Below are 21340 nucleotides of genomic sequence, written 5' to 3' on the forward strand. Positions count from 1 at the left end.
GGCGCGTGCCAGCGTGGACCGCTGGCTGGACTGGGCACTGTCGACCTTGCAGCCGGCGGAACGGCCGGTCTTCTGGGGCTTTGTGCGCACGCCCGCCGCCGAACGCGATGTGGCTCGCCTGACCGCTGACGCCGGCGTGGTGGCAGGGTTGTGGCGTTTGCTCGACCAGCACCTGGAAGGCCGCGACTATATGGAAGGCGGCGTCTTCACGCTGGCCGACCTGGTGCTGGGCGCCTACGCACGCCGCTGGTTCGGCCTGGACGCCCGGATCGATCGCCCCGCGCTGCCCAATCTCGAACGCTGGTATGCGCGTGTGGGCGAGCGCGCCGGTTTCCGCCAGTACGTTGCAGCGCCCTTGAGCTGAGCCTGGATCCCCTCATCACGAACCGATATCCATGACTATCACCCTGCACACCTGGAACACGCCGAACGGGCGCAAGATCAGCGTCGCGCTCGAGGAAATGGCGCTGCCTTATGCTGTCAAGACGGTCAATATCACCAAGGGCGAGCAGCACCAGCCGGATTTCCTGCGCATCAGCCCCAACAACCGGATTCCGGCCATCGTCGATGCGGATGGCCCCGATGGACAGCCGATCAGCGTCTTCGAATCCGGCGCGATCCTGCTTTACCTAGCCGAGAAGACCGGCAAGTTCCTGCCCGCCAGCCTGCGTGACCGCGTGCCGGTGCTGGAGTGGCTGATGTGGCAGATGGGTGGCTTCGGGCCCATGCCGGGCCAGGTGCATCACTTCCGCACGGTCGAGGCGGAGGCCGACCGGCACTATGGGCTCAAGCGCTATTCGGAAGAAACGCGGCGCCTTTACGGCGTGCTGGACCGGCGCCTGGCGGAGGTGGAATACGTGGCCGGCGAGCTGTCCGTGGCGGATTTCGCGATCCTGGGCTGGGCCTGGCGCCACGAGCGCCATCAGGTCTCGCTGGAGCAGTTTCCGAATGTCAGGCGCTGGTACGACGCCCTGTTCGCGCGTCCCGGCGTGCAGCGCGGCTTTGCGGTCAAGCTGGATGACCTGGCTTGACGCTGGCAAATCCCTACAAGCGCCATACATCGGCCGCCCACCTTTGCACTACCTTCGCACTACCTTTGCACAAACCGGACGCCCATTTGACATGGGTCAAGAACCAAAATGGTGCCGCCCGCTAATATGATTTCCGTCATGGAGATGCGGGGGCGCTCTTCATGACTTGTCTACCCGTTTCCAGAATACGGAAACTTGGCCCGCGCCACGCAAGTGGGGCGGGCTTTTTTCTTGTCGCTTGTCCGCCCGGCGCTATCGTTTCCTATCGGCCCGGCTCACCCGCTTGTGCGCAGCGGCCAGCGCGTGGCAACTGCTAATATGCCAGACGGTCCCCGCAGACGGGCCAGCGACCCGCAAGTACATCTGGAGGACTCGAATGCCTCAGACAGACGCCCCTTCGCCGCATGACGCCGCCGTGCAAGACCGCGTGTTCCAGGAAGGCCGCCTCTCGCTTGGCCTGACCTTGCCGATGCTGCAATCCGGCCAGGTAGTCGCGGATTTCCGCGAGCAGGTGGCGCTGGCCAAGCTCGCCGACGCGCTCGGATTCCGCGCGCTGTGGGTGCGCGACGTGCCGCTGAACAGCGCCGACTACCCGGACCCGGTCGGGCATCTCGATCCCTGGGTGTTCCTTGGCGCGCTGGCCAGCCAGACCGAGCGCATCGCGCTGGTGAGCGGTGCCATCGTGTTGACGCTGCGGCATCCGCTGCATGTCGCCAAAGGGGCCATTTCAGTCAGCGCGTTGTCGCAGGGCCGCTTCGTGCTTGGCCTGGGCTCTGGCGACCGTCCTGCCGAGTACGCTGCGTTTGGGCAGGCTACGGCCGCACGGCGCGATCTGTACCTGCGTCACTGGGAGACGGTGGCGGCGGCGGTGGGAGGGCCTTCCCGGGTGATCCCGGATCAGTTCCATGACGACACGCCCGAGTTTTTCGTGCTCCCCAGGCTCCCCGCGCCCGTTCCCTTGCTGGCCGTGGGCTCGGGCGGGCAGAGCGTTGACTGGATCGCGCGCCATGCCATCGGCTGGATGACCTATCACCGCGAGCCTGCGGTGCAGCGGGAGCGCTATCGCATGTGGCGCGCGGCGGTTGAGCGTGCCGCGCCCGGGCAGTTCCGCGCCTTTGGCGTGGCGATGCAACTGGACCTGAGCGCCGATGCCGGCGAGCCGCCTACCGCAATCTCGCTTGGCTATCGCACCGGGCGAAATGGGCTGAGGGAGTTGCTGCGGGACATGCGCGGCAGCGGCACGCATCATGTTTCGCTCAACCTGCAGGCATCCGAACGTGCGCCGCGAGAGGTGATGGAAGAACTGGCCGCCGACGTCCTGCCGGCATTTCACGCGGACTAGGTTTTTCTCTTCGCTAAGCGATGTCGCGGCGCAGTGCCGCTTCCACGAACGCGACAAAAGCCTTGACCTTCGCGCTGGCCATGCGGCCGCTCGGAAATACCGCCCAGAGGTCGACCGGTGCCAGCGTCCATTCGGCGAGCACCTGCCTGACTTCGCCGCTGGCGCGCGGCAGGTGCGGCTGCGTCCCCTGGTGCCGCAAGGAGAGCACCGCTGGCCCTGGACTCCAGGTTGCGGCAGGAATCTAGCCCGGCTGGCGCTTCTTCAACAGGTAGCGCTGTGTGCCTTCCATCACGAGCACTGCAGACTGGTTATGCACCGTGGAACGCATGGTCAGCACGCCGGTGCTGCAAAGTCGGGTCGGGTCATGCTTCACTGCTCCTTGATATCGGCCGCCTGCGCGACGGTCCGCCATTTGGCGATCTCGCTGTCCACGTGCGCGGCGAGTGCCTGCGGCGTTGGCTCGGCCTCGAGAACCAGGCCCATCTCGAAGGCTCGCCTCTTCAGGCCGGGGTCGGCAAGCGCACGGCGCAACGCACCGTTCAGCGTGGTGATTACTGCCGCAGGCGTCCCCGCGGGGACGAAGGCGCCATTCCACGTATAGGCTTCGTAGCCGGGTACCGCTTCGGCGATGGCCGGCGTGTCCGGTGTCTGTGCAAGGCGCGCTTGCATCGACGTGGCAATCAGCCGCACTGTTCCCGCGCGGACCTGCGCGAGTCCCGTCGGCGCGCTGTCGATCATGAAGCCGATCTGCCCGCCGATCAGGTCGGTCATGGCGGGCCCGGTGCCGCGATACGGGATGTGCGTGGTTTTCAGCGCGGCTTTGAGGTTCAGCAGCTCGGTCGCGACATGAGGTGCGCTGCCATTGCCGGCGGACCCATAGTTGATCTGCCTAGGATGCGCTTTGACGTACGCCAGGAATTCGGGGAGATTCCTGGCTGGGAAGTTCTTGTTCACCAGCAGGACCAGGGGCGCCTTGGCCGCCAGTCCGACCGGCGCGAAGTCCTGCGTGGTGCGGTAGGGCAAACGGGGCACGATACTCTCGTTGACCGCGTGCGCCACGGTCGTCAACAGGACCACATAGCCATCCGGCTTGGCCTTGGCCACATAGTCGGTGCCAACCACCGTGCCGGCGCCTGTGCGGTTCTCCACGATCATCGGCTCGCCCAGCTGCTTGCCCCATTGCTCAGCCAGCACGCGCGCAAAGGCATCGGTCGGTCCGCCGGCCGCATACGGCACCACGAGCCTCACGGCTTGGGCTGGCCATGCATCCTTCGCGCTGGCGCCACCTGGTTGCGCCGCGAGCAGCGCAAGGATGACGGGGGCGCTCCGGTGCAGGGTGTTCAGGAATCGCATGCGTTCACTCCGCTTCCGTTGAGGGCGATTGTTGGATGATTGTTGAAGCCGGCACGATCAGACTTGCCAGGATGGCTTGCGCTTTTCCACGAACGCGGCGATGCCTTCCTTCGCATCGTCCGTCGCCACCACATTGCCGAAGCTCTCCACCGCCGCGGCGACGCCGCGCCGGTAGTCGTTGTCATTGGCGCGCATGAAGGCCTTGCGTCCCATCTTGACGACGACCGGAGATTTTGCGCACAAGGTCTGGGCAAGTGCTCTGGCCTCGCGCATGACGTCCTGCACGGGCACCACGCGGCTGACCAGTCCGAGGGACATGGCTTCGGCGGCGTCGAACGCGCGTCCGGTGAAAAGCAGGTCGAAGGCCCGGTGACGGCCAATCACGCGCGGCAGGTGCGTGTAGTGGATGGCGGGCGTCAGCCCGACGTCGATTTCCGGATAGCCAAAGGTGGCCGTGTCGGCGGCGACGATCATGTCGCAGGAGATCGCGAGCGTCATGCCTCCGCCGCGGGCGGTGCCGTTCACGGCGGCAATGGATGGCTTGCCCAGGTTGAATTGCGCGTCGCACAGTTCGTTGTACAGCTTGTCGACCAGGCTATAGATCCGGGCCTGCGGCGCCCCATGCAGCGCATCCAGCCGCAACCYGGCGCAAAAGCGCCGGGGCAGGGCGCTGCCCAGGATGACGGCCCTGACCGAATCGTCCTGTGCCGCGCGCCGCAGCGCCGCCAGCATTTCGTCGATCATCGCCTCGCTCAAGGCATTGACCGGCGCGCTATCCAGGAGGATTTCCGCGACCCTGTCGCGCACTTCATATCTGACTGAGGGCATGGTGACTCCTGATCTCATGCGGCCGTGCAAAGGCCACCGGGTTTGCTGGCATCGGCGCTGGCAATCACGCCGCGCGCCTTGAATCGTTCAATGGACTCGGGCGTATAGCCTGTCTGCAACAGGATTTCGTCGGTGTGCTGGCCCAGCAAAGGCGGCGCGCGGCGCGCTTGCCGGCTGCCGCCGCGAAAGCGCACGGGCAAGCCCATGTTCCTCACCTTGCCCAGCACCGGATGCTCAGACTCGGCGATCAGCGCGCGCTCGGCCACTTGCGGATGCGCCAGCGCCTGGTCCAGCGTGTGGATCGGGGAGCAGGCCACGCCAGCCTTGCGCAGCGCGTCGAGCCAGTAGGCAACCGGCTGGGTCCGAATACGCGCCTGGACCATCTCGACGGTTTCGGTGAAGTGCGCGACACGGGCCGCATTGGTGGCGAACCGCGGCGCGTCGGCCACATCCTGCAACCCGGCGACCGGGCAGAAGCGCCGCCACTGCGCGTCGTTGCCGACGCCGATCATCACTGGCCCGTCGGCTGCGTCGAACACCTGGTAGGGCGCCATGGCCGGATGCGCGGTGCCCATGGCCCGCGGCACCTTGCCGCTGAGCCAATAGTTCTGGGCGAGATAGCCCATGAAGCCCATCGCGGTATCCAGCAGGGACACCTCCAGGTGCATGCCTCGGCCTGTCTTCTGCCGCTCGATCAGTGCGGCCAGGATGCCACTGAATGCATGCATGCCGGTGCCCAGGTCCACCGGCGAAAAGCTGGCGCGCGCATGCTGGCCACCGGCCTGGCCCATCGTGCTGATCATGCCGCTGAAGGCCTGCAGCATGACGTCGTAGCCGGGTTCCTGGCCCAGGGGGCCCGTGCGTCCGTAGCCAGAGATCTCGCAGTAGATCAGCGCCGGGTTCAACGCGCACAGCGTGTCGTAGTCCACACCGAGCCTGGCGGCGGCGCCACTGCCGAAGCCTTGCAGCACGACGTCCGCCTTGGCCGCCAGCCTCTGGACGATCTGCCTGCCCTCGCTGGTCTTGAGGTCAACGGCGAGACTGCGCTTGTTGTGATTGACGGCGAGAAAGGTGGCGGACTGCCCGCGCTCCTGCGGCAGCCAGGCGCGCGTATCGTCGCCGCCGCCGACCGGCTCGACCTTGATGACTTCGGCGCCAAGTTCGCCCAGATACTGCCCGCACAAGGGGCCGGCAAGCACCTTGCTCAAGTCGAGGACGCGAATGCCCTGCAATGCAATCATGGATGTGTCTCCGAAGCGGATCGGCGGCGGACGCCGCCCGGGATTGCGGGCGCGGGTCCGGCGTCGTGTTGTGGCTATGGGATGCCGGTGAGTCGGGGCGGCTACTCGGGCTTGATATCGATGGAGCGGGCCAGGGCCATCCATCGCGCGGTGTCGCGATTCACATAGGCCTGCACATCGGCGGGCGCCATGTGGAACGGCTCGGCTCCCCGCGCAATCAGCGCATGGCCATAGCCTGGATCGCCAGCGCTTTGCGCCACGGCCTGGCGCAGCATCTCGACGATGGCGGGCGGCGTCTTCGCGCAAGCTTGCAGCGACAGCCAGAACTTCAGGTCCAGCGCCGGATAGCCGGCTTCCTGCAGCGTCGGCACATCCGGCAGCAGGGGCGAACGCGCAGCCGAAGTGATCGCCAGGGCCTTGAGCTTGCCGCCCTGTATCTGGCCGATGGAGGTGGTCATGCTGTCGAAGAGGAAATCCACATTCCCGGCCATGACGTCAGTGCTTGCTGGCGCGCTGCCCTTGTAGGGCACGGCCACCGCGGTGAAGCCCGCGGCCTTCTGCAGCAGCGCGCCATAGATATGCGGGGAGCTTCCCGCGCCGAAGGTGGCGTAGGTGAGATTGTCCGGCCGCTGTTTGCCGGCACGGACCAGCTCCGCCAGGGAGCTGACCCCCAGCTTGGTTGGATGCACCACCAGCACGTTCGGCACCGTCGCAACCACGCCGATGGCCACCAGGTCGCGTTGCGGGCGAAACCGCAAGTCGGGAAACAAAAGCGGGTTGACGGCATGCATGCCGACCGTGTTCAGCAGCAGCGTATAGCCATCGGCGTTGGCGTCGAGCACATTCTGCGTGCCGAGATTGCCGCCGGCGCCGGGCTTGTTCTCGATCACCACGGGCTGGCCGAGCCGGTTGCCCAGCGGTATGGCAATCAGGCGTGCCACGAAGTCACCGGGGCCACCCGCCGCGAACGGGACAACAAGCTTGATCGGCCGCGACGGCCATTGCCCGGCATGGAGCGACGGGGCGAGCAACGATGCGGCTGCGCCCGTCAGGAAAGTACGGCGGCTGAGTCCCATTGAGTCTCCGTGGATGATCTGTCTTGGCATTCCGCGTGCGTTGCGTGGAAGCTGGCGTCACTATGGGCTTCGGTACCGCTATATGTCCAAGATAGATTTTTGATATTGAGTATATTTTTATGCTATACCCAGCTGGAACTTGCCGCCATCGTGCCGCCGCCCGGCCGGCCCCGTGGTGTCACATGCGGAGACTTGCTTATGTCGATCGATGTACGTGGACTCAGATGCTTTCTGGCGGTGGTGTCGGCGGGATCGATCTCCCGGGCCGCGGAGAACATGCATCTCGCGCAACCGGCGCTGAGCCTTCAGATCAAGCACATCGAGCAGGATCTTGGCGTGGCCCTCTTCATGCGCAGCCACAAGGGCGTCGTCCTGACTGCCGCCGGGCAGAGATTCGAGAGCCACGCCAGGGATATCCTCAAGCGGCTCGACGTCGCCTGCGAGGACGTGCGCGACCTGGTAACCGATCCCGCGGGCAGGGTTGCGATCGGCCTGCCGCAATCCATGGCGAAGATACTGACCGTGCCGCTGGTGCGCGAAGCCATCCGGCGCTGGCCTAAGGTCCAGTTGCAGGTGGTCGAGCTCAGCACCGGGTACATCCCCGACCAACTGCTGAGCGGGCGCATCGATATTGGCCTGACCTTCCAGGCGGACGCTGGCTCCGGCCTGCTGTTCGAACACGTGGTCGACGAGGATCTGGTCTTGCTGGCGCCCCCGGGGCAGTTCGCCGATGCCCGCAAGCGCGGAGCCGATCTGACGAAGACGGTGCGGTTCAAGGACCTGCATCGCTTCCCCATGATCCTGCCCGCCGGCGAGCATGGCCTGCGCGCGTTGATCGATGGGTATCTGCGCGCTCATCAGGTCGTGCTCCCGGTGCTGGCGGAGGTGAATGCCATACCGCAACTCATCAATCTCGCCGCGGCGGGCGTGGGGTGCACGATCCTCTCCTACGCATCGGTCTGCGAGGAGTTGCACGATGGCTTGCTGTCCGCGGCGCGGATCACCCATCCGAGCATGTCGCGCCCGGTCTATCTGTGCCGCTCCGCCACCATGCCGCTGTCGATCGCGGTCTCGGCGGTGCTGGATCTGCTGATGGAAACGGTTCGCGCGCTGATCGCCGATGGGCAGTGGCCGGCCCGCGTGAACAGCGCCGGCCGCTGACCGCAAGGGCGGGGCGCGCAAGGCGTTCGGCACAGCGAGCGCCTCTCCCACCCCCTCCGGCATGTTCATATTTCCGTCGAATCTTATGCGGAAAACGTGCAAGGATCGGCGAAACCATTCGTTCCTTTCAGATAGGCCCCTCGGTAGTCTTCATCCCTGACGCAAGCCTTCCCACACAAGGAGGGCCATGAAACGCGGCGCGCACGCGCCATTTCACGACGAGAATACGGGAGCAGGACACATGATTCGCAAGCTGGCCATCGGACTCGCGGCACTGGCCGTCATCGGTTCCACCCAGACCGCCTGGGCCAACACCGCCCTCTTGAACGTTTCGTACGATCCCACGCGGGAGCTGTACGTGGACGTGAATGCCGCCTTCGCCAAGGCGTGGAAGGCCAAGGGCGGCGACGCGCTGACCATCCGCCAGTCGCACGGCGGCTCGGGCAAGCAGGCGCGTTCGGTGATCGATGGGCTGGATGCGGATGTGGTCACGCTGGCGCTGGGCTATGACATCGACGCCATCGCCGAGAAGGGCTTGCTCAAGCCGGACTGGCAAAAGCGCCTGCCACACAATGCGTCGCCCTATACCTCGACCATCGTGTTCCTGGTGCGCAAGGGCAACCCCAAGGGTATCAAGGACTGGAACGACCTGGTCAAGCCGGGCGTGCAGGTGATCACGCCTAACCCGAAGACCTCGGGCGGCGCGCGCTGGAACTACCTGGCGGCCTGGGGCTACGCGCTGCGCCAGCCGGGCGGCAACGAGCAAAAGGCCAAGGAGTTCGTCGGCCAGTTGCTCAAGAACGTGCCGGTGCTGGATTCCGGCGCSCGCGGCGCSACCAMCACCTTTGTYGAGCGCGGCCTGGGCGAYGTRCTGATTGCCTGGGAAAACGAGGCTATCCTGGCGATCAAGGAACTGGGCCCGGACAAATTCGACATCGTCGCGCCGTCGATCTCCATCCTGGCCGAGCCGCCGGTGGCGGTGGTGGACAAGGTGGTGGACAAGAAGGGCACGCGCAAGGTGGCCGAAGCTTACCTGCAGTTCCTGTACACCGACGAGGGCCAGGAAATCGCGGCCAAGAATTACTACCGCCCGATCTCGGAGAAGATTGCCGCCAAGTATGCGAGCAACTTCCCCAAGGTCAAGCTGTTCACCATCGATGAGGCCTTTGGCGGCTGGCAGAAAGCGCAGAAGGCGCACTTCGCCGACGGTGGCTCGTTCGACCAGGTCTACCAGCCTGGCAAGAAGTAAGACGTAGCCGGCGGCGGGCGCGTGCCCGCCGCGCAACTTCCGTGCCTTATCCCCGCTTCCTATTTTTATTCCCATGCCGATCCGAGCCGGCGCCCCGCTGCGCCCTGCCAGGCATGTACTGCTGGTGGCGCTAGTCACCGGCGCACTGGGCGCTGCCTTGCTGGCGATCGGCCTGGTTGCGGCAGGCGAGGGCCGGACGGCCACGATCCACAAACAGCGCTGAAGAGGCACGGACATGCAGGTCTTCTGGTTTATCCCCACGCACGGCGACAGCCGCTACCTCGGTACCTCGGAAGGGGCGCGCGAGGTCAATATCGATTACCTGAAGCAGATCGCCACCGCGGCCGATACGCTTGGCTACGAGGGCGTGCTGATTCCCACCGGCCGCTCCTGCGAGGATCCGTGGGTGGTGGCCTCCACGCTGGCCGCGGTCACCACCCGGCTGCGCTTCCTGGTGGCGGTACGCCCCGGGCTGATGGCGCCCACGCTGGCCGCGCGCATGGCGGCGACATTCGACCGCCTGTCGGGCGGACGCCTGCTGGTGAACCTGGTGACCGGCGGCGATGTATCGGAGCTGGAGGGCGATGGCCTGTTCCTGGACCATGCCGAGCGCTACGAAGCCTCGGCCGAGTTCATCCGCATCTGGCGTGAGGTGTTGGCCGCCAGCCATGAAGGCGCCGAGCTCGACTATGAGGGCAAGCATCTCAAGGTCAAGGGCGCGAAGGTGTTGTTCCCGCCRCTGCAGCGCCCGCATCCGCCGGTGTACTTCGGCGGCTCCTCGGCCGCCGCGCATGAGCTCGCGGCCGAGCAGGTGGATACCTACCTGACCTGGGGCGAGCCGCCGGCGGAGGTCGCCAGGAAGCTCGCCGACGTGCGCCAGCGCGCGGCGCGCCATGGGCGTAGCGTGAAGTTCGGCATCCGCCTGCACGTGATCGTGCGCGAGACCGAGGACGAGGCATGGGCCGCGGCCGACCAGCTGATCAGCAAGCTCGACGATGCGACGGTGGCGCGCGCGCAGGCGGTGATCGGCAAGATGGATTCCGAAGGGCAGCGCCGCATGGCCGCGCTGCACGCAGGTGGCGGCGGACGCAGCCGCGCGGAGCTGGAGATCAGCCCCAACCTGTGGGCCGGCGTGGGCCTGGTGCGCAGCGGCGCGGGCACGGCACTGGTGGGCGACCCGCACATCGTGGCGGCGCGCATCAAGGAGTACGCGGCGCTGGGCATCGATACCCTGGTGCTGTCCGGCTACCCGCATCTGGAAGAAGCCTATCGCTTCGCCGAACTGGTCTTTCCGCTGCTGCCGCGCTCGGTGCGCGACCAGCTGCAGGGCAAGGTGCTGTCCGGCCCTTTCGGCGAAGTCATGGCAACCGGCATCGTGCCGCGCGCGGCGCGCGGGTAGGAGGCAACCATGTCCGCTCCCTTGACCTTGCCCGCGCGCAACCCTGACTGGCTGCGCCATGCCGCTCGCTCGGCCGCGCCCTGGATCGTGCCGGTGCTGCTGGTGGCGGCGTGGCAACTGGCCTCGCAGCTGGGCTGGCTGTCCAACCGCATCCTGCCGGCGCCGTTCGACGTGGTGAAGGCCGCCTGGGGCCTGTCCGTGACCGGCGAGCTGTGGCGCCACGTGTGGGTCAGTACCTGGCGCGCCGTGCTCGGCTTCACCATCGGCGGCGGCTTCGGGCTGGCGCTGGGCCTGCTGACGGGCACCTTCCGGCCGGCCGCGACCCTGCTCGACAGCACCTTGCAGATGGTGCGCAACATTCCGCCGCTGGCGCTGATCCCGCTGGTGATCCTGTGGTTCGGCATCGACGAGACCGCCAAGCTGTTCCTGGTTTCGCTGGGCGTGTTTTTCCCGATCTACCTGAACACGTACCACGGCATCCGCGCGGTCGACCCCGGGCTGATCGAGATGGCGAAGAGCTACGGCCTGTCGGGCTGGCGCCTTTACCGCGAGGTGATCCTGCCGGGCGCCTTGCCCAACATCCTGGTCGGCGTGCGTTTCTCGCTCGGCCTGATGTGGGTGATCCTGATCGTGGCCGAGACCATCTCGGCGCAGTCGGGCATCGGCTACATGACCATGAATGCGCGCGAGTTCCTGCAGACCGACGTAGTGCTGGTGGGCATCCTGCTCTAMGCGCTGCTGGGCAAGCTGGCGGATTTGCTGTCACGCGGGCTGGAGCGGTTCTGGCTGCGCTGGCACCCCGGCTACCAGGCGCACTGAGCGCGGCCGGCCAAGGAGAACCCGATATGCAAAGCAACCCGATCGAGCAGGCCGCGCTGGCCGATGTGCCCGCCAGCCAGGATGGCAAGGGCCTCGCGCTGCGCGTGCAGCAGGTGGTGAAGCGCTACGGCGGGCGCGAGGTGCTGCACGGCATCGACCTGCAGGCCGCGCCCGGCGAGTTTCTCGCCATCGTGGGCCGCAGCGGTTGCGGCAAGAGTACCTTGCTGCGGCTGGTGGCCGGCCTGGAAGACAGCGACGGCGGTGGCGTGACGCTGGACGGCGCGCCTGGCAACAAGCAGTGCGAGGCGGTCCGGGTGATGTTCCAGGATGCTCGCCTGCTGCCGTGGAAGACGGTGCTGGACAACGTGGCGCTGGGGCTGGCGCGCGCGCAGCAGGCCGATGCGGCCAGGGTGCTGGGCCAGGTCGGCCTGGCCGAGCGCGCGGGGGAGTGGCCGGCGCGCCTGTCGGGCGGGCAGCGCCAGCGCGTGGCACTGGCGCGCGCGCTGGTGCATCACCCGCGCTTGCTGCTGCTGGACGAGCCACTGGGCGCGCTGGATGCGCTGACCCGCATCGAGATGCAGGGCTTGATCGAAACCTTGTGGCAGCGCCTTGGCTTCACGGCGCTGCTGGTCACCCACGATGTATCGGAGGCGGTAGCGCTGGCCGACCGCGTGGTGCTGATCGAAGACGGCCGCATCGCGCTGGACCAGAGGGTGGCGCTGCCGCGTCCGCGCCAGCGCGGCTCGGCGGCGTTCGCGCAACTGGAGGACGCGGTGCTGCGCCGGGTGATGCGGCGTGACGGCGCGCCGGCTGCCGATGAGAGCCAGCACGGGCAAGCATTGTTGCCCGCAGTGGACTGGTCGGTGGCGCGCACGTTCGATTCAGTGCGCTGGGCAATCTAGGGACGCAAGCAGGGATGCAAGCAGCGGCGCAGGCAAGCCCGCCGAGGAAGCAGCAAACAAGAATGAAGCAAAGGACGCGCGGCCAGCCTTGAGCGAAGCCGGCGCAACCCGCGCAAGCGGTGGCAGCCCTGGGTGAGCGGGCAACGTCACTCACCCGCGCGGGGGCCATCCGCTAAACCAGAGTTTTACGCAATTGTCATTTTCACTCACGCAAAGGAGCTTCTATCATGAGCATTCAGGCGATCAACGTACGTAACCAGTTCCGCGGCAAGGTTGCCGCCATCATCGAAGGCCCTGTGGTCTCGGAGGTCGACGTCGAGACGCCGGCCGGCATCGTCACCTCGGTCATCACCACCCGCTCGGTCAAGGATCTCGGCCTTGCCATCGGCAGCGAAGTCGTTGCCCTGGTCAAGGCTACCGAGGTCTCCCTGGCCAAGCTTTGAAGCCTCGCCCGAGGCGCAAGCGCAACGCAAAGGAAATCGCAATGGCAAGCGCGAACGAAGCAGGCGCGGCACCGACGGCGCTTACCCACTACCTGGAAGGGCTGCCGCGCCGCCCCGAGCGCGATCGCCAGCTGTGGCGCGACGAGCGTGGGCAGGTGCAGGGCCAGTTCTATCACTGCTCGCTGACCAGCGCGTTCGAGCCGCTTATCACCCTGTCCAGCCGCGACGTGGTGGCGCACGAAGGCACGCTGCGAACATACGCCGGCGATGGCGTCGGCCTGACCGCTTGGAAGCTGTTTGCGATGGCGGCGGACGATGCCTCGCTGGTCTCGCTCGACCGGCTCTCGCGCCTGGTGCATGCCATCAATTATTTCGCGGCCGATGGCGATCGCAAGCTGGTGCTCAACGTGCACAACCGGCTGCTGGCCGCCGTGGCCGACGATCACGGCGCGGCCTTCCGGCGCGCGCTGCAGTCGCTCGGCCTGCCGCTGGACCGGTTCGTGATCCAGGTGCCGGCCAGCGCCAACGACGACCTGCCGCTACTGCTGCATGTGGTGGGCAACTACCGCCGCAACGGCTTTGCGGTGAGCCTGCAGGCATCGGATCCCGCGGAGGCCGGCGCGCTGATGGCGCACGCGTTGCCCGACTGGCTCAAGCTGGACATGCGCCGCAATTGGACCGACCGCCAACTGGCGGGGCTGCAGGCCAGTGCCGATAGCGCCGGCGTGACGCTGATCGGTCGCCGGCTGGAGAACGCCGAAAACGCCGAGCGGCTGCAGGCGGCCGGCATCGTACTGGGGCAGGGCAGCTTCACCGGCGCGGCGGTGAGCGCACGCCACCTGCGTGAAGTGGCCGGCGAGGCTGGCATTCAGGAGTTCAAGGGCGGGGCGCCACGGAGCGGATCCGGCGGCATCCCGATGGCGTTGACCAAGGAGCCGATATGACGCAGACGAAGAGGCCGGCCGCGCGGGAGCAGCGCGGCGGCCAGGCGGGCGCAAGCACGCGACCCGCCGACGTACGGTTGAAGGTGCCCAAGGGCTTGCAGATCCTGACGGTGCCCGGGTTGCATGGCAGTGGCCCGGGCCACTGGCAGAGCCGTTGGGAGCAGCGCTTTCCGGACTGGCAGCGCGTGGAGCAGCACGACTGGTCGCGCCCGAGCCTGCCGCTGTGGGCCGAGCGCGTGTCGGAGAGCGTCATGCGGGCGCAGCGCGTGGCCCCGCGCGGGGCCATCCTGGTGGCGCACAGCTTCGGCTGCCTGGCCACCTTGCGCCAGGCAGCGCTCGACCCCGAGGGCATCGCGGGCGCGGTGCTGGTGGCGCCGGCCGATCCCGACAAGTTTGGCGTGGCCGGGCTGCTGCCCGCGTACCGGCTGCCGTTTCCCACCATCCTGGTGGCCAGCCGCAATGATCCCTGGATGCAGCAGCGCACCGCSTTCWGCTGGGGCACGCTGTGGGGCAGCGAGCTCCATGACGCGGGCATGCTGGGTCACATTAACGCCGAATCCGGCCTTGACCAGTGGCCCGAAGGGCTTGCCTTGCTCGATGCCTTGATCCAGCGGATCGAGGCGGACGGCAGCGCCGGCCCGTCCGGAGACTGCGCCGGGCCTTGGGAAGGCGGGCTGGAAGTGTCGTCCACGTTCCCTTATATCTAAAACGCCTAAGAACATACGCAAAGATTCGTTCTGTTTATAAGGSSGTATCTGCAGAATTTGTCTCGTAGGCCGGTGCGTTATGCGCCGGCGTCATAAAGAAGCCGCCCCCGCTGCTTCGGTTTCCGGCGAACTCCGCCCGGAAGCCATTCTCCGGAGGCGGATACGACAGTGACGGCACAGACGAGACAACATGCCACCCTCGATTTCCCTGGCGGACAATCCGCCCCCGGCGAGGCCGGATGCCCCCCAAGCGCGCAAGAGCGCGCCGCCCAAGCCAGGCAAGCAGCGCTTTACCGTGCTGCCAGGCTTTGGCCTCTCTCTGGGCTTCACGCTGTTMTACCTGACGCTGATCGTCCTGATCCCGCTGTCGGCCACCTTCCTCAAGACCTTCACCATGACCTGGGAGGCCTTCTGGGCCGCGGTGAGCTCGCCCCGGGTGGTTGCCTCCCTGCAACTGAGCTTCGGCGCCTCGCTGATCGCCGCCATCGTCAATACGGTGTTCGGGCTGGTCGTGGCCTGGGTGCTGGTGCGCTACCGCTTTCCCGGCAAGCGCCTGGTCGATGCGCTGGTCGATCTGCCCTTTGCCCTGCCCACCGCGGTGGCCGGCATTGCGCTGACCGCGCTGTTCGCCGGCAACGGCTGGATCGGCCGCTACCTGGAGCCGCTGGGCATCAAGGTGGCCTTCACCCCGCTGGGCGTGGTGGTGGCGCTGACCTTTATCGGGCTGCCGTTCGTGGTGCGCACGGTGCAGCCGGTGCTCGAAGACGCGGAGCAGGAGCTGGAAGAAGCCGCGGCCAGCCTGGGCGCCACGCGCCTGCAGACCTTTGTCCGCGTGATCCTGCCGACCATCCTGCCGGCGCTGCTGACCGGGTTTGCGCTGTCGTTCGCGCGGGGCACCGGCGAGTACGGCTCGGTGGTATTCATCTCCGGCAACATGCCGATGGTCTCCGAGATCGCGCCGCTGATGATCTATTCCAAGCTGGAGCAATACGACTACGCGGGCGCAACCGCGGTGGCGGTGGTGATGCTGGTGATCTCCTTCGCGCTGCTGCTGTTGATCAACCTGCTGCAAGCGTGGACGCGCCGTCACCACCAGGCCGTGCGTGCGTCCGTCTCGCCGGACAAGGAGAGCTGAAATGGCTGGCGTCGTTACCAAGGGCCTGGGCGGCCGTGCTGCCCCCGCCGCCACGCGTTTCCGGGATGCCACGGGTGAAGCGCCGTGGGTGCGCTACACCCTGATCGCGATTGCGGTGCTGTTCCTCGCGCTGTTCCTGTTCATTCCGCTGGCTTCGGTATTTTATGAAGCGCTGCGCAAAGGCGTGCAGACTTATTTCGATTCGCTGGTGGAGCCCGATGCCGTGGCCGCGATCCAGCTCACCTTGCTGGTGGCCGCCATCGCGGTGCCGCTGAATGTGGTGTTTGGCGTGGCGGCGTCCTGGGCCATCGCCAAGTTCGAATTCCGCGGCAAGAGCCTGCTGACCACGCTGATCGACCTGCCGTTCTCGGTGTCTCCGGTGATCTCCGGCCTGGTCTATGTGCTGCTGTTCGGCGCGCAGGGCTGGCTCGGGCCGTGGCTGGAGGCGCACGACATCAAGATCATGTTCGCGGTGCCGGGCATCGTGCTGGCCACCATCTTCGTCACCTTTCCGTTTGTGGCGCGCGAGTTGATCCCGCTGATGCAGGCGCAGGGCAGCGAGGAGGAAGAGGCCGCCATTGTGCTGGGCGCCTCGGGCTGGCAGACCTTCCGCCGCATCACGCTGCCCAACATCCGCTGGGGCCTGCTGTATGGCGTGATCCTGTGCAATGCGCGGGCGATGGGCGAGTTCGGCGCGGTCTCGGTGGTGTCGGGCCATATCCGCGGCCTGACCAACACCATGCCGCTGCACGTGGAGATTCTCTACAACGAATACAACTTCGCGGCCGCCTTTGCGGTGGCGTCGCTGCTCACACTGCTGGCCCTGGTCACGCTTGGCATCAAGACGCTGGTGGAGTACCGGGCGAGCCGCGAGCACAGGGAAGACGAGAACGTTGCGCCGGAGAACCCGAGCGCTGGCAAATTGCAAGGACAGGCATCATGAGCATCCAGGTCAAGAATGTGCAGAAGCGCTTCGGCAATTTCGTTGCGCTCGACGACGTCACCCTCGATTTCGACGAAGGCCAGCTGACGGCGTTGCTGGGGCCCTCGGGCTGCGGCAAGACCACGCTGCTGCGGATCATCGCCGGCCTGGAACGCGCCGACGCTGGCCAGATCCTGCTGGAAGGGCGCGATGCCTCGCACCAGCACGTGCGCCAGCGCCAGGTTGGATTTGTGTTTCAGCATTACGCGCTGTTCAAGCACATGACGGTGTTCGAGAACGTGGCCTTCGGCCTGCGCGTCAAGCCGCGCGCCGAGCGCCCCGGCGAGGCGCAGATCCGCGACAAGGTGCGCGCATTGCTGGAACTGGTGCAGCTCGACTGGCTGGCCGACCGCTATCCGCCGCAGTTGTCCGGCGGGCAGCGCCAGCGTATCGCGCTGGCCCGCGCGCTGGCGGTGGAGCCGCGCGTGCTGCTGCTCGACGAGCCCTTCGGCGCGCTCGACGCCAAGGTGCGCAAGGAACTGCGCCGCTGGCTGCGCCGCCTGCACGACGAGCTCCATGTCACCAGCGTGTTTGTCACCCACGACCAGGAAGAGGCGCTCGAAGTGGCCGACCAGGTGGTGCTGATGAACCGCGGCCATGTGGAGCAGGCGGGCACGCCGGAGGCGGTCTACAACCATCCGGCCACGCCGTTCGTGTTCGGCTTTCTCGGTAACGTCAACCTGTTCCACGGMCGGCTTGAGGTCGGGGAGCGGGGCGGCCTGCTGCATACCGGCGACTCGATCCTGCCGGTGATCGGCAGCGGCCATGAGACCGCCGGCGACGCCGTGGCCTATGTCCGCCCGCACGATCTCGACCTCGAGCGCTATTCGCCCGGCACCGACGGTATTGCCGTGACGCTGCGCCGCGCGCTCACCCTGGGCCCCGTGGCCCAGCTCGAACTGGAACGTGAAGACACCCAGGAAGTCATCGAAGTGGCGCTGCCGCTCGAGCGCTTCCGCCACCAGGGCTTCCGCGAGGGCGAGCTGCTCGCCGTGCGGCCGCGCCGGCTGCGTGTCTTCGTCCAACCCCATTCATCCGCCCCGGCTAGCGCCAGGGGCACGCCGGCAGGAGCCGCACAATGAACTTCCAGCAACTACGTTCCATCCGCGAGGCGGTGCGCCGCCAATTCAACCTGACCGAGGTGGCCAATGCGCTCTACACCTCGCAGCCCGGTGTCTCGCGCCAGATCCGCGAGCTGGAGGAAGAGCTCGGCGTCGAGATCTTCGAGCGCTACGGCAAGCGCCTGACCGGCCTGACCGAGCCCGGGCGCGAAATCGTGCGGATCGTCGAGCGCCTGCTGCTCGAGGCCGAGAACCTGCGCCAGGCGGGCGACGAATTCGCCGGGCGCCATACCGGCCGCCTGACGGTGGCCACCACCCACACCCAGGCGCGTTATGCCTTGCCCAAGGTGGTGCAGAGCTTCCGCCGCGCTTACCCCCATGTGACGCTTGCGCTGCAAGAAGCCTCGCCCGCGCACATTGTGGAGCTGGTGCTGAGCGGCCAGGCCGATATCGGCATCGCCACCGAGGCGGTGGCCAGCGAGGCCGGGCTGACCTCGTTCGAGGCTTATACCTGGCGCCACGTGCTGGTGGTTTCGCCGGATCACCCGCTGACGCACCTGCCGGAGCCGACGCTGGAAGACATCGCCGGCTTCCCGATCATTACCTACGATGCCGGCTTCACCGGGCGCCGCAAGATCGACGGCGCCTTTGCCGCCGCCGGCCTGCAGCCGGAGATCGTGCTGACCGCGATGGACGCGGACGTCATCAAGACCTACGCGGAGCTGGAGCTGGGCGTGGGCATCATCGCCTCGATGGCCTACGACGAGCGCAAGGACGCCGGGCTGGTGCGGATCGCGGCCGACCATCTGTTCGAGCCCAACACCACCAGCGTGGCCGTGCGCCGCGGCGCCTACCTGCGCGGCTACGCGCATGCCTTCATCAACATGTTCGCGCCGCACCTCTCGCGCGATACCGTCAGCAGCGCGCTGTCCGAGCCGGCGGGCGGGCAGGTGGTCGAGGCCTGACAACCTGGGCTAGCGGCACCTGGGCAGGCCCGGTGCCGATCGCGCCGCATCCTCGCGATTCGCGCCATCCGCATTCCATTCGTCGCACGCCACTTTCGTAGCGACCGGTGTCCGCGTAAAGTCGCTACTGTCCGTGGCGGAATACGTTGATACCGTCACATGGCTTGATGCACCGCAATATCGACGGTGCGCGGGTCCGCACGAGAGGAGAGCGCGATGAAGCAAGGCCGTGGCGGCAAGGGGCTGATCGCCCCGATCATCCTGATTGCATTGGGCGCGGTGTTCCTCGCGCAAAACGGCGGCCTGCTGCCAGCCTACCTGGTGCGGGATGGCTGGCCCGTGCTGCTGATCGCCCTGGGCGCCATCGTGCTTGTGCGCCGCCTGGCCTGGCGGCGCGTCGACCAGCGCGGCCCCAAGCCATGAGCGCGCGCCCTGAAGGGCTGCTGAGCTGGCAATGGCGCGGCTACGCCCGCAACCACAATCACCCTCGCAGCCTGTTGCTGCACATTGTCGCGGTGCCGATGTTCATGGCCGGCAATGTGCTGCTGGTCTATGGCGTGCTGTTGCTATCCGTGCCCGCGGTAGGGCTTGGCGTGCTGTGCATGGCCTTGTCGATGATGCTGCAAGGGCGGGGGCACCGGCTTGAGGCGGTCAGGCCCGAGCCGTTTGCCGGCCCGCTCGACATCGCCCGGCGGATCCTGGCCGAGCAATGGATCACGTTTCCGCGCTATGTGCTGTCGGGGCAGTGGTGGGCCGCGTTGCACGGCCACGGTGCCAATCCCGCGATGGATGACGCCAACGTGGTGCCGCGTGCCCGCGAGCCGGGCGACGGCTGTCAGCGCCTGTGATCGGCCTTTACAATAACCAATAACGCTCAGTCATCCTCGACCTTGCCCCTATGAAAGCGCTGGATCGCTGTCCCGCCGCCATCCCCTCCAGGATCTCGATCCTCGGGCGCGACCTGGTGTTCGTGCTGTGCGCGAACACCATCATCGCCGTCAGCCTGAACTACGGTTTCCGCACGGGCGGCTCGCTGTGGCACAACTTCGTCTACAGTCAGCTTATCGGCCTGTCGATCTGGCTGCTGATCGATATCGCCCGCGTACTGATCTGGTGGAATGATCGTCCCACGCGCTGGCCCTTCCTGTGCCTGACTGCCGTTGCCGTGCCGCTGGGCGTGATCATGGGCAGCTGGACCACACGCGTGGTACTGAACGAGCCGGCGAAGTCCTTCGAGGAAGCTACCGATATGCTGCGCATGTGCCTGGTAGTGGGCATGCTTGCATCGGCCAGCATGATTTACTTCTACTGGTCGCGCGAGAAGCTCGCCCATCTCGAGCGGCAGGCCGCGCTCGACGCGCTGCAGCGCGAAGAGGCCGAAAAGCAACTGGTGCGCGCGCAGCTGATGGCCCTGCAGGCGCAGATCGAGCCGCATTTCCTGTTCAACTCCCTGGCCAACCTGGACTGCCTGATTGCCACCGACCAGCAGGCCGCAAGGCGCCTGCTGCAGCGGCTGATCGGATTCCTGCGCATGTCGCTGTCGCACACGCGCGCCGAGCAATGCACGCTGCGCCAGGAGTTCGAGTTGCTGCGCAGCTACCTGGACATCCAGGCCCTGCGTTTCGGCACGCGCCTGGCCTATGAGATCGAGCTTCCGCCCGAGCTGGCGGAGGTCGAGATCCCGCCCATGCTGATCCAGCCGCTGGTGGAGAACGCGGTCAGCCACGGCATCGAGCCGTGCATGCATGGCGGCAGGATCGTGCTGTCGGCCCGGGCGCAGGGCGACAACGCCGTGCAGGTGATCATCACCGATAGCGGGGTAGGTTTCGGACATGCCGTGACCAAGGGCTCCGGCCTTGGGCTGACCCATGTGCGCGAGCGGCTGGCGCGGATTTTCGGCGCGGCGGCCAGCATGCAGATGGAAGAAAACACGCCACGCGGCGTGATCGTCCGGCTGACGTTGCCCGTTGTGCGCACGGCGGCGCTTGCCGCCGTCAACGCACCCATGCCGGTGCCCGCGTGCAAGGCCGCCGGCGCGCGCGCCATCCCCCCCGTGAGCGCTGCCACGCAAGGCATTTCCCATTCTTGAGGCACCTCGCCCTTAGCCGTTTCGACTGCTTGGACTGATTAGACTGATTAGGCTTGCCTCGACCGATCCGCCCCTTACTTCCGTTTCCATGGCCCCGACCCTGTTGATCGCCGACGACGAGCCGCTGCTCGCGCGTGCCTTGCATGCCGAATTGTCCAGCCTCTGGCCCGAGGCGCAGATCGTCTGCGTGGTCCATGACGGCGTGTCCGCGCTGGAGGCGGCCCGCCAGCACCAGCCCCAGGTCGCGTTTCTCGATATCCGCATGCCAGGCATGAGCGGCATGGACGTGGCGCGCGAGCTGATGGAGTTCGATTCGCCGCCGCTAGTGGTGTTCGTCACGGCATACGACCAGTTCGCGTTGGAAGCCTTCGAGCGCGAGGCGGTCGATTACGTGCTCAAGCCGGTGCAGCCCGAGCGGCTGGAGGCCACGGTGCACCGCCTCAAGGCGAGGCTGGCGGCCCAGGCGCAGGCCAGCGAGGAGGGCGGCGCCGCCCTCGATACCGATCGCCTGGCGCAATTGCTGGCGCGCCTGGAGACCCTGGAGTCAGGCGGGCCCGGGCAGCAAGCGCCAGCGGGCGCGTCGCAACATGGCTACCTGCGCTTTATCAAGGCG

General features: G+C 66.8%; 26 protein-coding genes. 20 read left to right on the plus strand and 6 right to left on the minus strand.

The genetic code is table 11. The annotated features are described in order from the left end of the window. The 3 genes from AC1DS3_RS17880 to AC1DS3_RS17890 form a co-directional block, all read left to right on the plus strand. The coding region (locus tag AC1DS3_RS17880; RefSeq protein WP_477127633.1) for a glutathione binding-like protein at positions 1-364 on the plus strand (364 nt) is incomplete at its 5' end. A 31-nt stretch (positions 365-395) separates the two neighbouring features. Beyond that, positions 396-1031, plus strand: coding sequence for a glutathione S-transferase family protein (locus AC1DS3_RS17885; protein ID WP_441630164.1), 636 nt, complete (start codon positions 396-398; stop codon positions 1029-1031). A gap of 376 nt (positions 1032-1407) precedes the next feature. After that, positions 1408-2373 carry an LLM class oxidoreductase gene (locus tag AC1DS3_RS17890; RefSeq protein WP_441630165.1) on the plus strand — a complete coding sequence of 322 codons (966 nt, stop codon included), beginning with the start codon at positions 1408-1410 and terminating at the stop codon, positions 2371-2373. 13 nt (positions 2374-2386) lie between these two features. On the opposite strand, the gene AC1DS3_RS17895 is transcribed toward AC1DS3_RS17890, so the two are convergent. The 6 genes from AC1DS3_RS17895 to AC1DS3_RS17920 all read right to left on the minus strand — a co-directional run bounded on the left by AC1DS3_RS17895 (position 2387) and on the right by AC1DS3_RS17920 (position 6871). Then, positions 2387-2572, minus strand: a complete 186-nt coding sequence (locus tag AC1DS3_RS17895; protein WP_441630166.1) for a type 2 periplasmic-binding domain-containing protein — start codon at positions 2570-2572, stop codon at positions 2387-2389. Positions 2573-2614: 42 nt separating this feature from the next. After that, the gene (locus AC1DS3_RS17900; protein WP_441630168.1) at positions 2615-2746 is read right to left on the minus strand and encodes a hypothetical protein; all 132 of its coding nucleotides are present in this window, start codon (positions 2744-2746) and stop codon (positions 2615-2617) included. Beyond that, positions 2743-3726, minus strand: coding sequence for a tripartite tricarboxylate transporter substrate binding protein (locus AC1DS3_RS17905; protein ID WP_477109132.1), 984 nt, complete (start codon positions 3724-3726; stop codon positions 2743-2745). The genes AC1DS3_RS17900 and AC1DS3_RS17905 overlap by 4 nt, the downstream gene beginning before the upstream one ends. A gap of 57 nt (positions 3727-3783) precedes the next feature. Beyond that, positions 3784-4554 (minus strand): enoyl-CoA hydratase/isomerase family protein, encoded by a 771-nt coding sequence (locus AC1DS3_RS17910; protein ID WP_477127634.1) that lies wholly within the window; start codon positions 4552-4554, stop codon positions 3784-3786. 14 nt (positions 4555-4568) lie between these two features. Next, a complete protein-coding gene (locus tag AC1DS3_RS17915) occupies positions 4569-5795 on the minus strand; it encodes a CaiB/BaiF CoA transferase family protein (RefSeq protein WP_441630174.1) in 1227 nt (408 codons plus the stop codon). 101 nt (positions 5796-5896) lie between these two features. Continuing rightward, on the minus strand, positions 5897-6871 hold the full coding sequence (locus tag AC1DS3_RS17920) for a Bug family tripartite tricarboxylate transporter substrate binding protein (RefSeq protein ID WP_441630175.1): 975 nt from the start codon (positions 6869-6871) through the stop codon (positions 5897-5899). Positions 6872-7069: 198 nt separating this feature from the next. Here AC1DS3_RS17920 and AC1DS3_RS17925 point away from each other — a divergent pair, with 198 nt between their 5' ends. The 17 genes from AC1DS3_RS17925 to AC1DS3_RS18005 form a co-directional block, all read left to right on the plus strand. Then, the gene (locus tag AC1DS3_RS17925; protein ID WP_441630177.1) at positions 7070-8032 is read left to right on the plus strand and encodes a LysR family transcriptional regulator; all 963 of its coding nucleotides are present in this window, start codon (positions 7070-7072) and stop codon (positions 8030-8032) included. A 241-nt stretch (positions 8033-8273) separates the two neighbouring features. Further along, the gene (locus tag AC1DS3_RS17930) at positions 8274-9281 is read left to right on the plus strand and encodes a sulfate ABC transporter substrate-binding protein (RefSeq protein WP_477127635.1); all 1008 of its coding nucleotides are present in this window, start codon (positions 8274-8276) and stop codon (positions 9279-9281) included. A gap of 73 nt (positions 9282-9354) precedes the next feature. Beyond that, positions 9355-9504 (plus strand): hypothetical protein, encoded by a 150-nt coding sequence (locus AC1DS3_RS17935; RefSeq protein WP_441630181.1) that lies wholly within the window; start codon positions 9355-9357, stop codon positions 9502-9504. A gap of 12 nt (positions 9505-9516) precedes the next feature. Further along, complete coding sequence (gene ssuD / locus AC1DS3_RS17940; RefSeq protein WP_441630183.1) at positions 9517-10680, plus strand: FMNH2-dependent alkanesulfonate monooxygenase; 1164 nt, start codon at positions 9517-9519, stop codon at positions 10678-10680. A 9-nt stretch (positions 10681-10689) separates the two neighbouring features. Beyond that, positions 10690-11499 (plus strand): aliphatic sulfonate ABC transporter permease SsuC, encoded by an 810-nt coding sequence (gene ssuC, locus AC1DS3_RS17945; protein WP_477127636.1) that lies wholly within the window; start codon positions 10690-10692, stop codon positions 11497-11499. 26 nt (positions 11500-11525) lie between these two features. Continuing rightward, positions 11526-12401, plus strand: coding sequence for an ATP-binding cassette domain-containing protein (locus AC1DS3_RS17950; RefSeq protein ID WP_477109133.1), 876 nt, complete (start codon positions 11526-11528; stop codon positions 12399-12401). A gap of 227 nt (positions 12402-12628) precedes the next feature. After that, complete coding sequence (locus tag AC1DS3_RS17955; protein ID WP_017224957.1) at positions 12629-12844, plus strand: TOBE domain-containing protein; 216 nt, start codon at positions 12629-12631, stop codon at positions 12842-12844. Positions 12845-12885: 41 nt separating this feature from the next. Then, positions 12886-13788 carry an EAL domain-containing protein gene (locus AC1DS3_RS17960; protein ID WP_441630189.1) on the plus strand — a complete coding sequence of 301 codons (903 nt, stop codon included), beginning with the start codon at positions 12886-12888 and terminating at the stop codon, positions 13786-13788. Then, positions 13785-14495 carry an RBBP9/YdeN family alpha/beta hydrolase gene (locus AC1DS3_RS17965; protein ID WP_477127637.1) on the plus strand — a complete coding sequence of 237 codons (711 nt, stop codon included), beginning with the start codon at positions 13785-13787 and terminating at the stop codon, positions 14493-14495. The genes AC1DS3_RS17960 and AC1DS3_RS17965 overlap by 4 nt, the downstream gene beginning before the upstream one ends. 190 nt (positions 14496-14685) lie before the next feature. Next, positions 14686-15630, plus strand: a complete 945-nt coding sequence (gene cysT, locus AC1DS3_RS17970; RefSeq protein ID WP_477127638.1) for a sulfate ABC transporter permease subunit CysT — start codon at positions 14686-14688, stop codon at positions 15628-15630. 1 nt (position 15631) lies between these two features. Then, on the plus strand, positions 15632-16573 hold the full coding sequence (gene cysW / locus AC1DS3_RS17975; protein WP_441630195.1) for a sulfate ABC transporter permease subunit CysW: 942 nt from the start codon (positions 15632-15634) through the stop codon (positions 16571-16573). Continuing rightward, positions 16570-17694 (plus strand): sulfate/molybdate ABC transporter ATP-binding protein, encoded by a 1125-nt coding sequence (locus AC1DS3_RS17980; protein WP_441630197.1) that lies wholly within the window; start codon positions 16570-16572, stop codon positions 17692-17694. Before cysW ends, AC1DS3_RS17980 begins: the two co-directional genes overlap by 4 nt. Then, on the plus strand, positions 17691-18638 hold the full coding sequence (locus AC1DS3_RS17985; protein ID WP_441630199.1) for a CysB family HTH-type transcriptional regulator: 948 nt from the start codon (positions 17691-17693) through the stop codon (positions 18636-18638). Before AC1DS3_RS17980 ends, AC1DS3_RS17985 begins: the two co-directional genes overlap by 4 nt. A 216-nt stretch (positions 18639-18854) precedes the next feature. Continuing rightward, on the plus strand, positions 18855-19061 hold the full coding sequence (locus AC1DS3_RS17990; protein WP_150983578.1) for a LiaI-LiaF-like domain-containing protein: 207 nt from the start codon (positions 18855-18857) through the stop codon (positions 19059-19061). Continuing rightward, entirely contained in the window at positions 19058-19486 is a 429-nt protein-coding gene (locus AC1DS3_RS17995; RefSeq protein ID WP_441630201.1) for a terminase, read from the plus strand. The genes AC1DS3_RS17990 and AC1DS3_RS17995 overlap by 4 nt, the downstream gene beginning before the upstream one ends. 50 nt (positions 19487-19536) lie before the next feature. Continuing rightward, on the plus strand, positions 19537-20727 hold the full coding sequence (locus AC1DS3_RS18000) for a sensor histidine kinase (RefSeq protein WP_441630203.1): 1191 nt from the start codon (positions 19537-19539) through the stop codon (positions 20725-20727). A gap of 88 nt (positions 20728-20815) precedes the next feature. Next, positions 20816-21340 (plus strand): LytR/AlgR family response regulator transcription factor (locus AC1DS3_RS18005; protein WP_477127639.1); only part of this gene is annotated, 525 nt, incomplete at its 3' end.

Source organism: Cupriavidus sp. 01L46 (assembly GCF_056399905.1).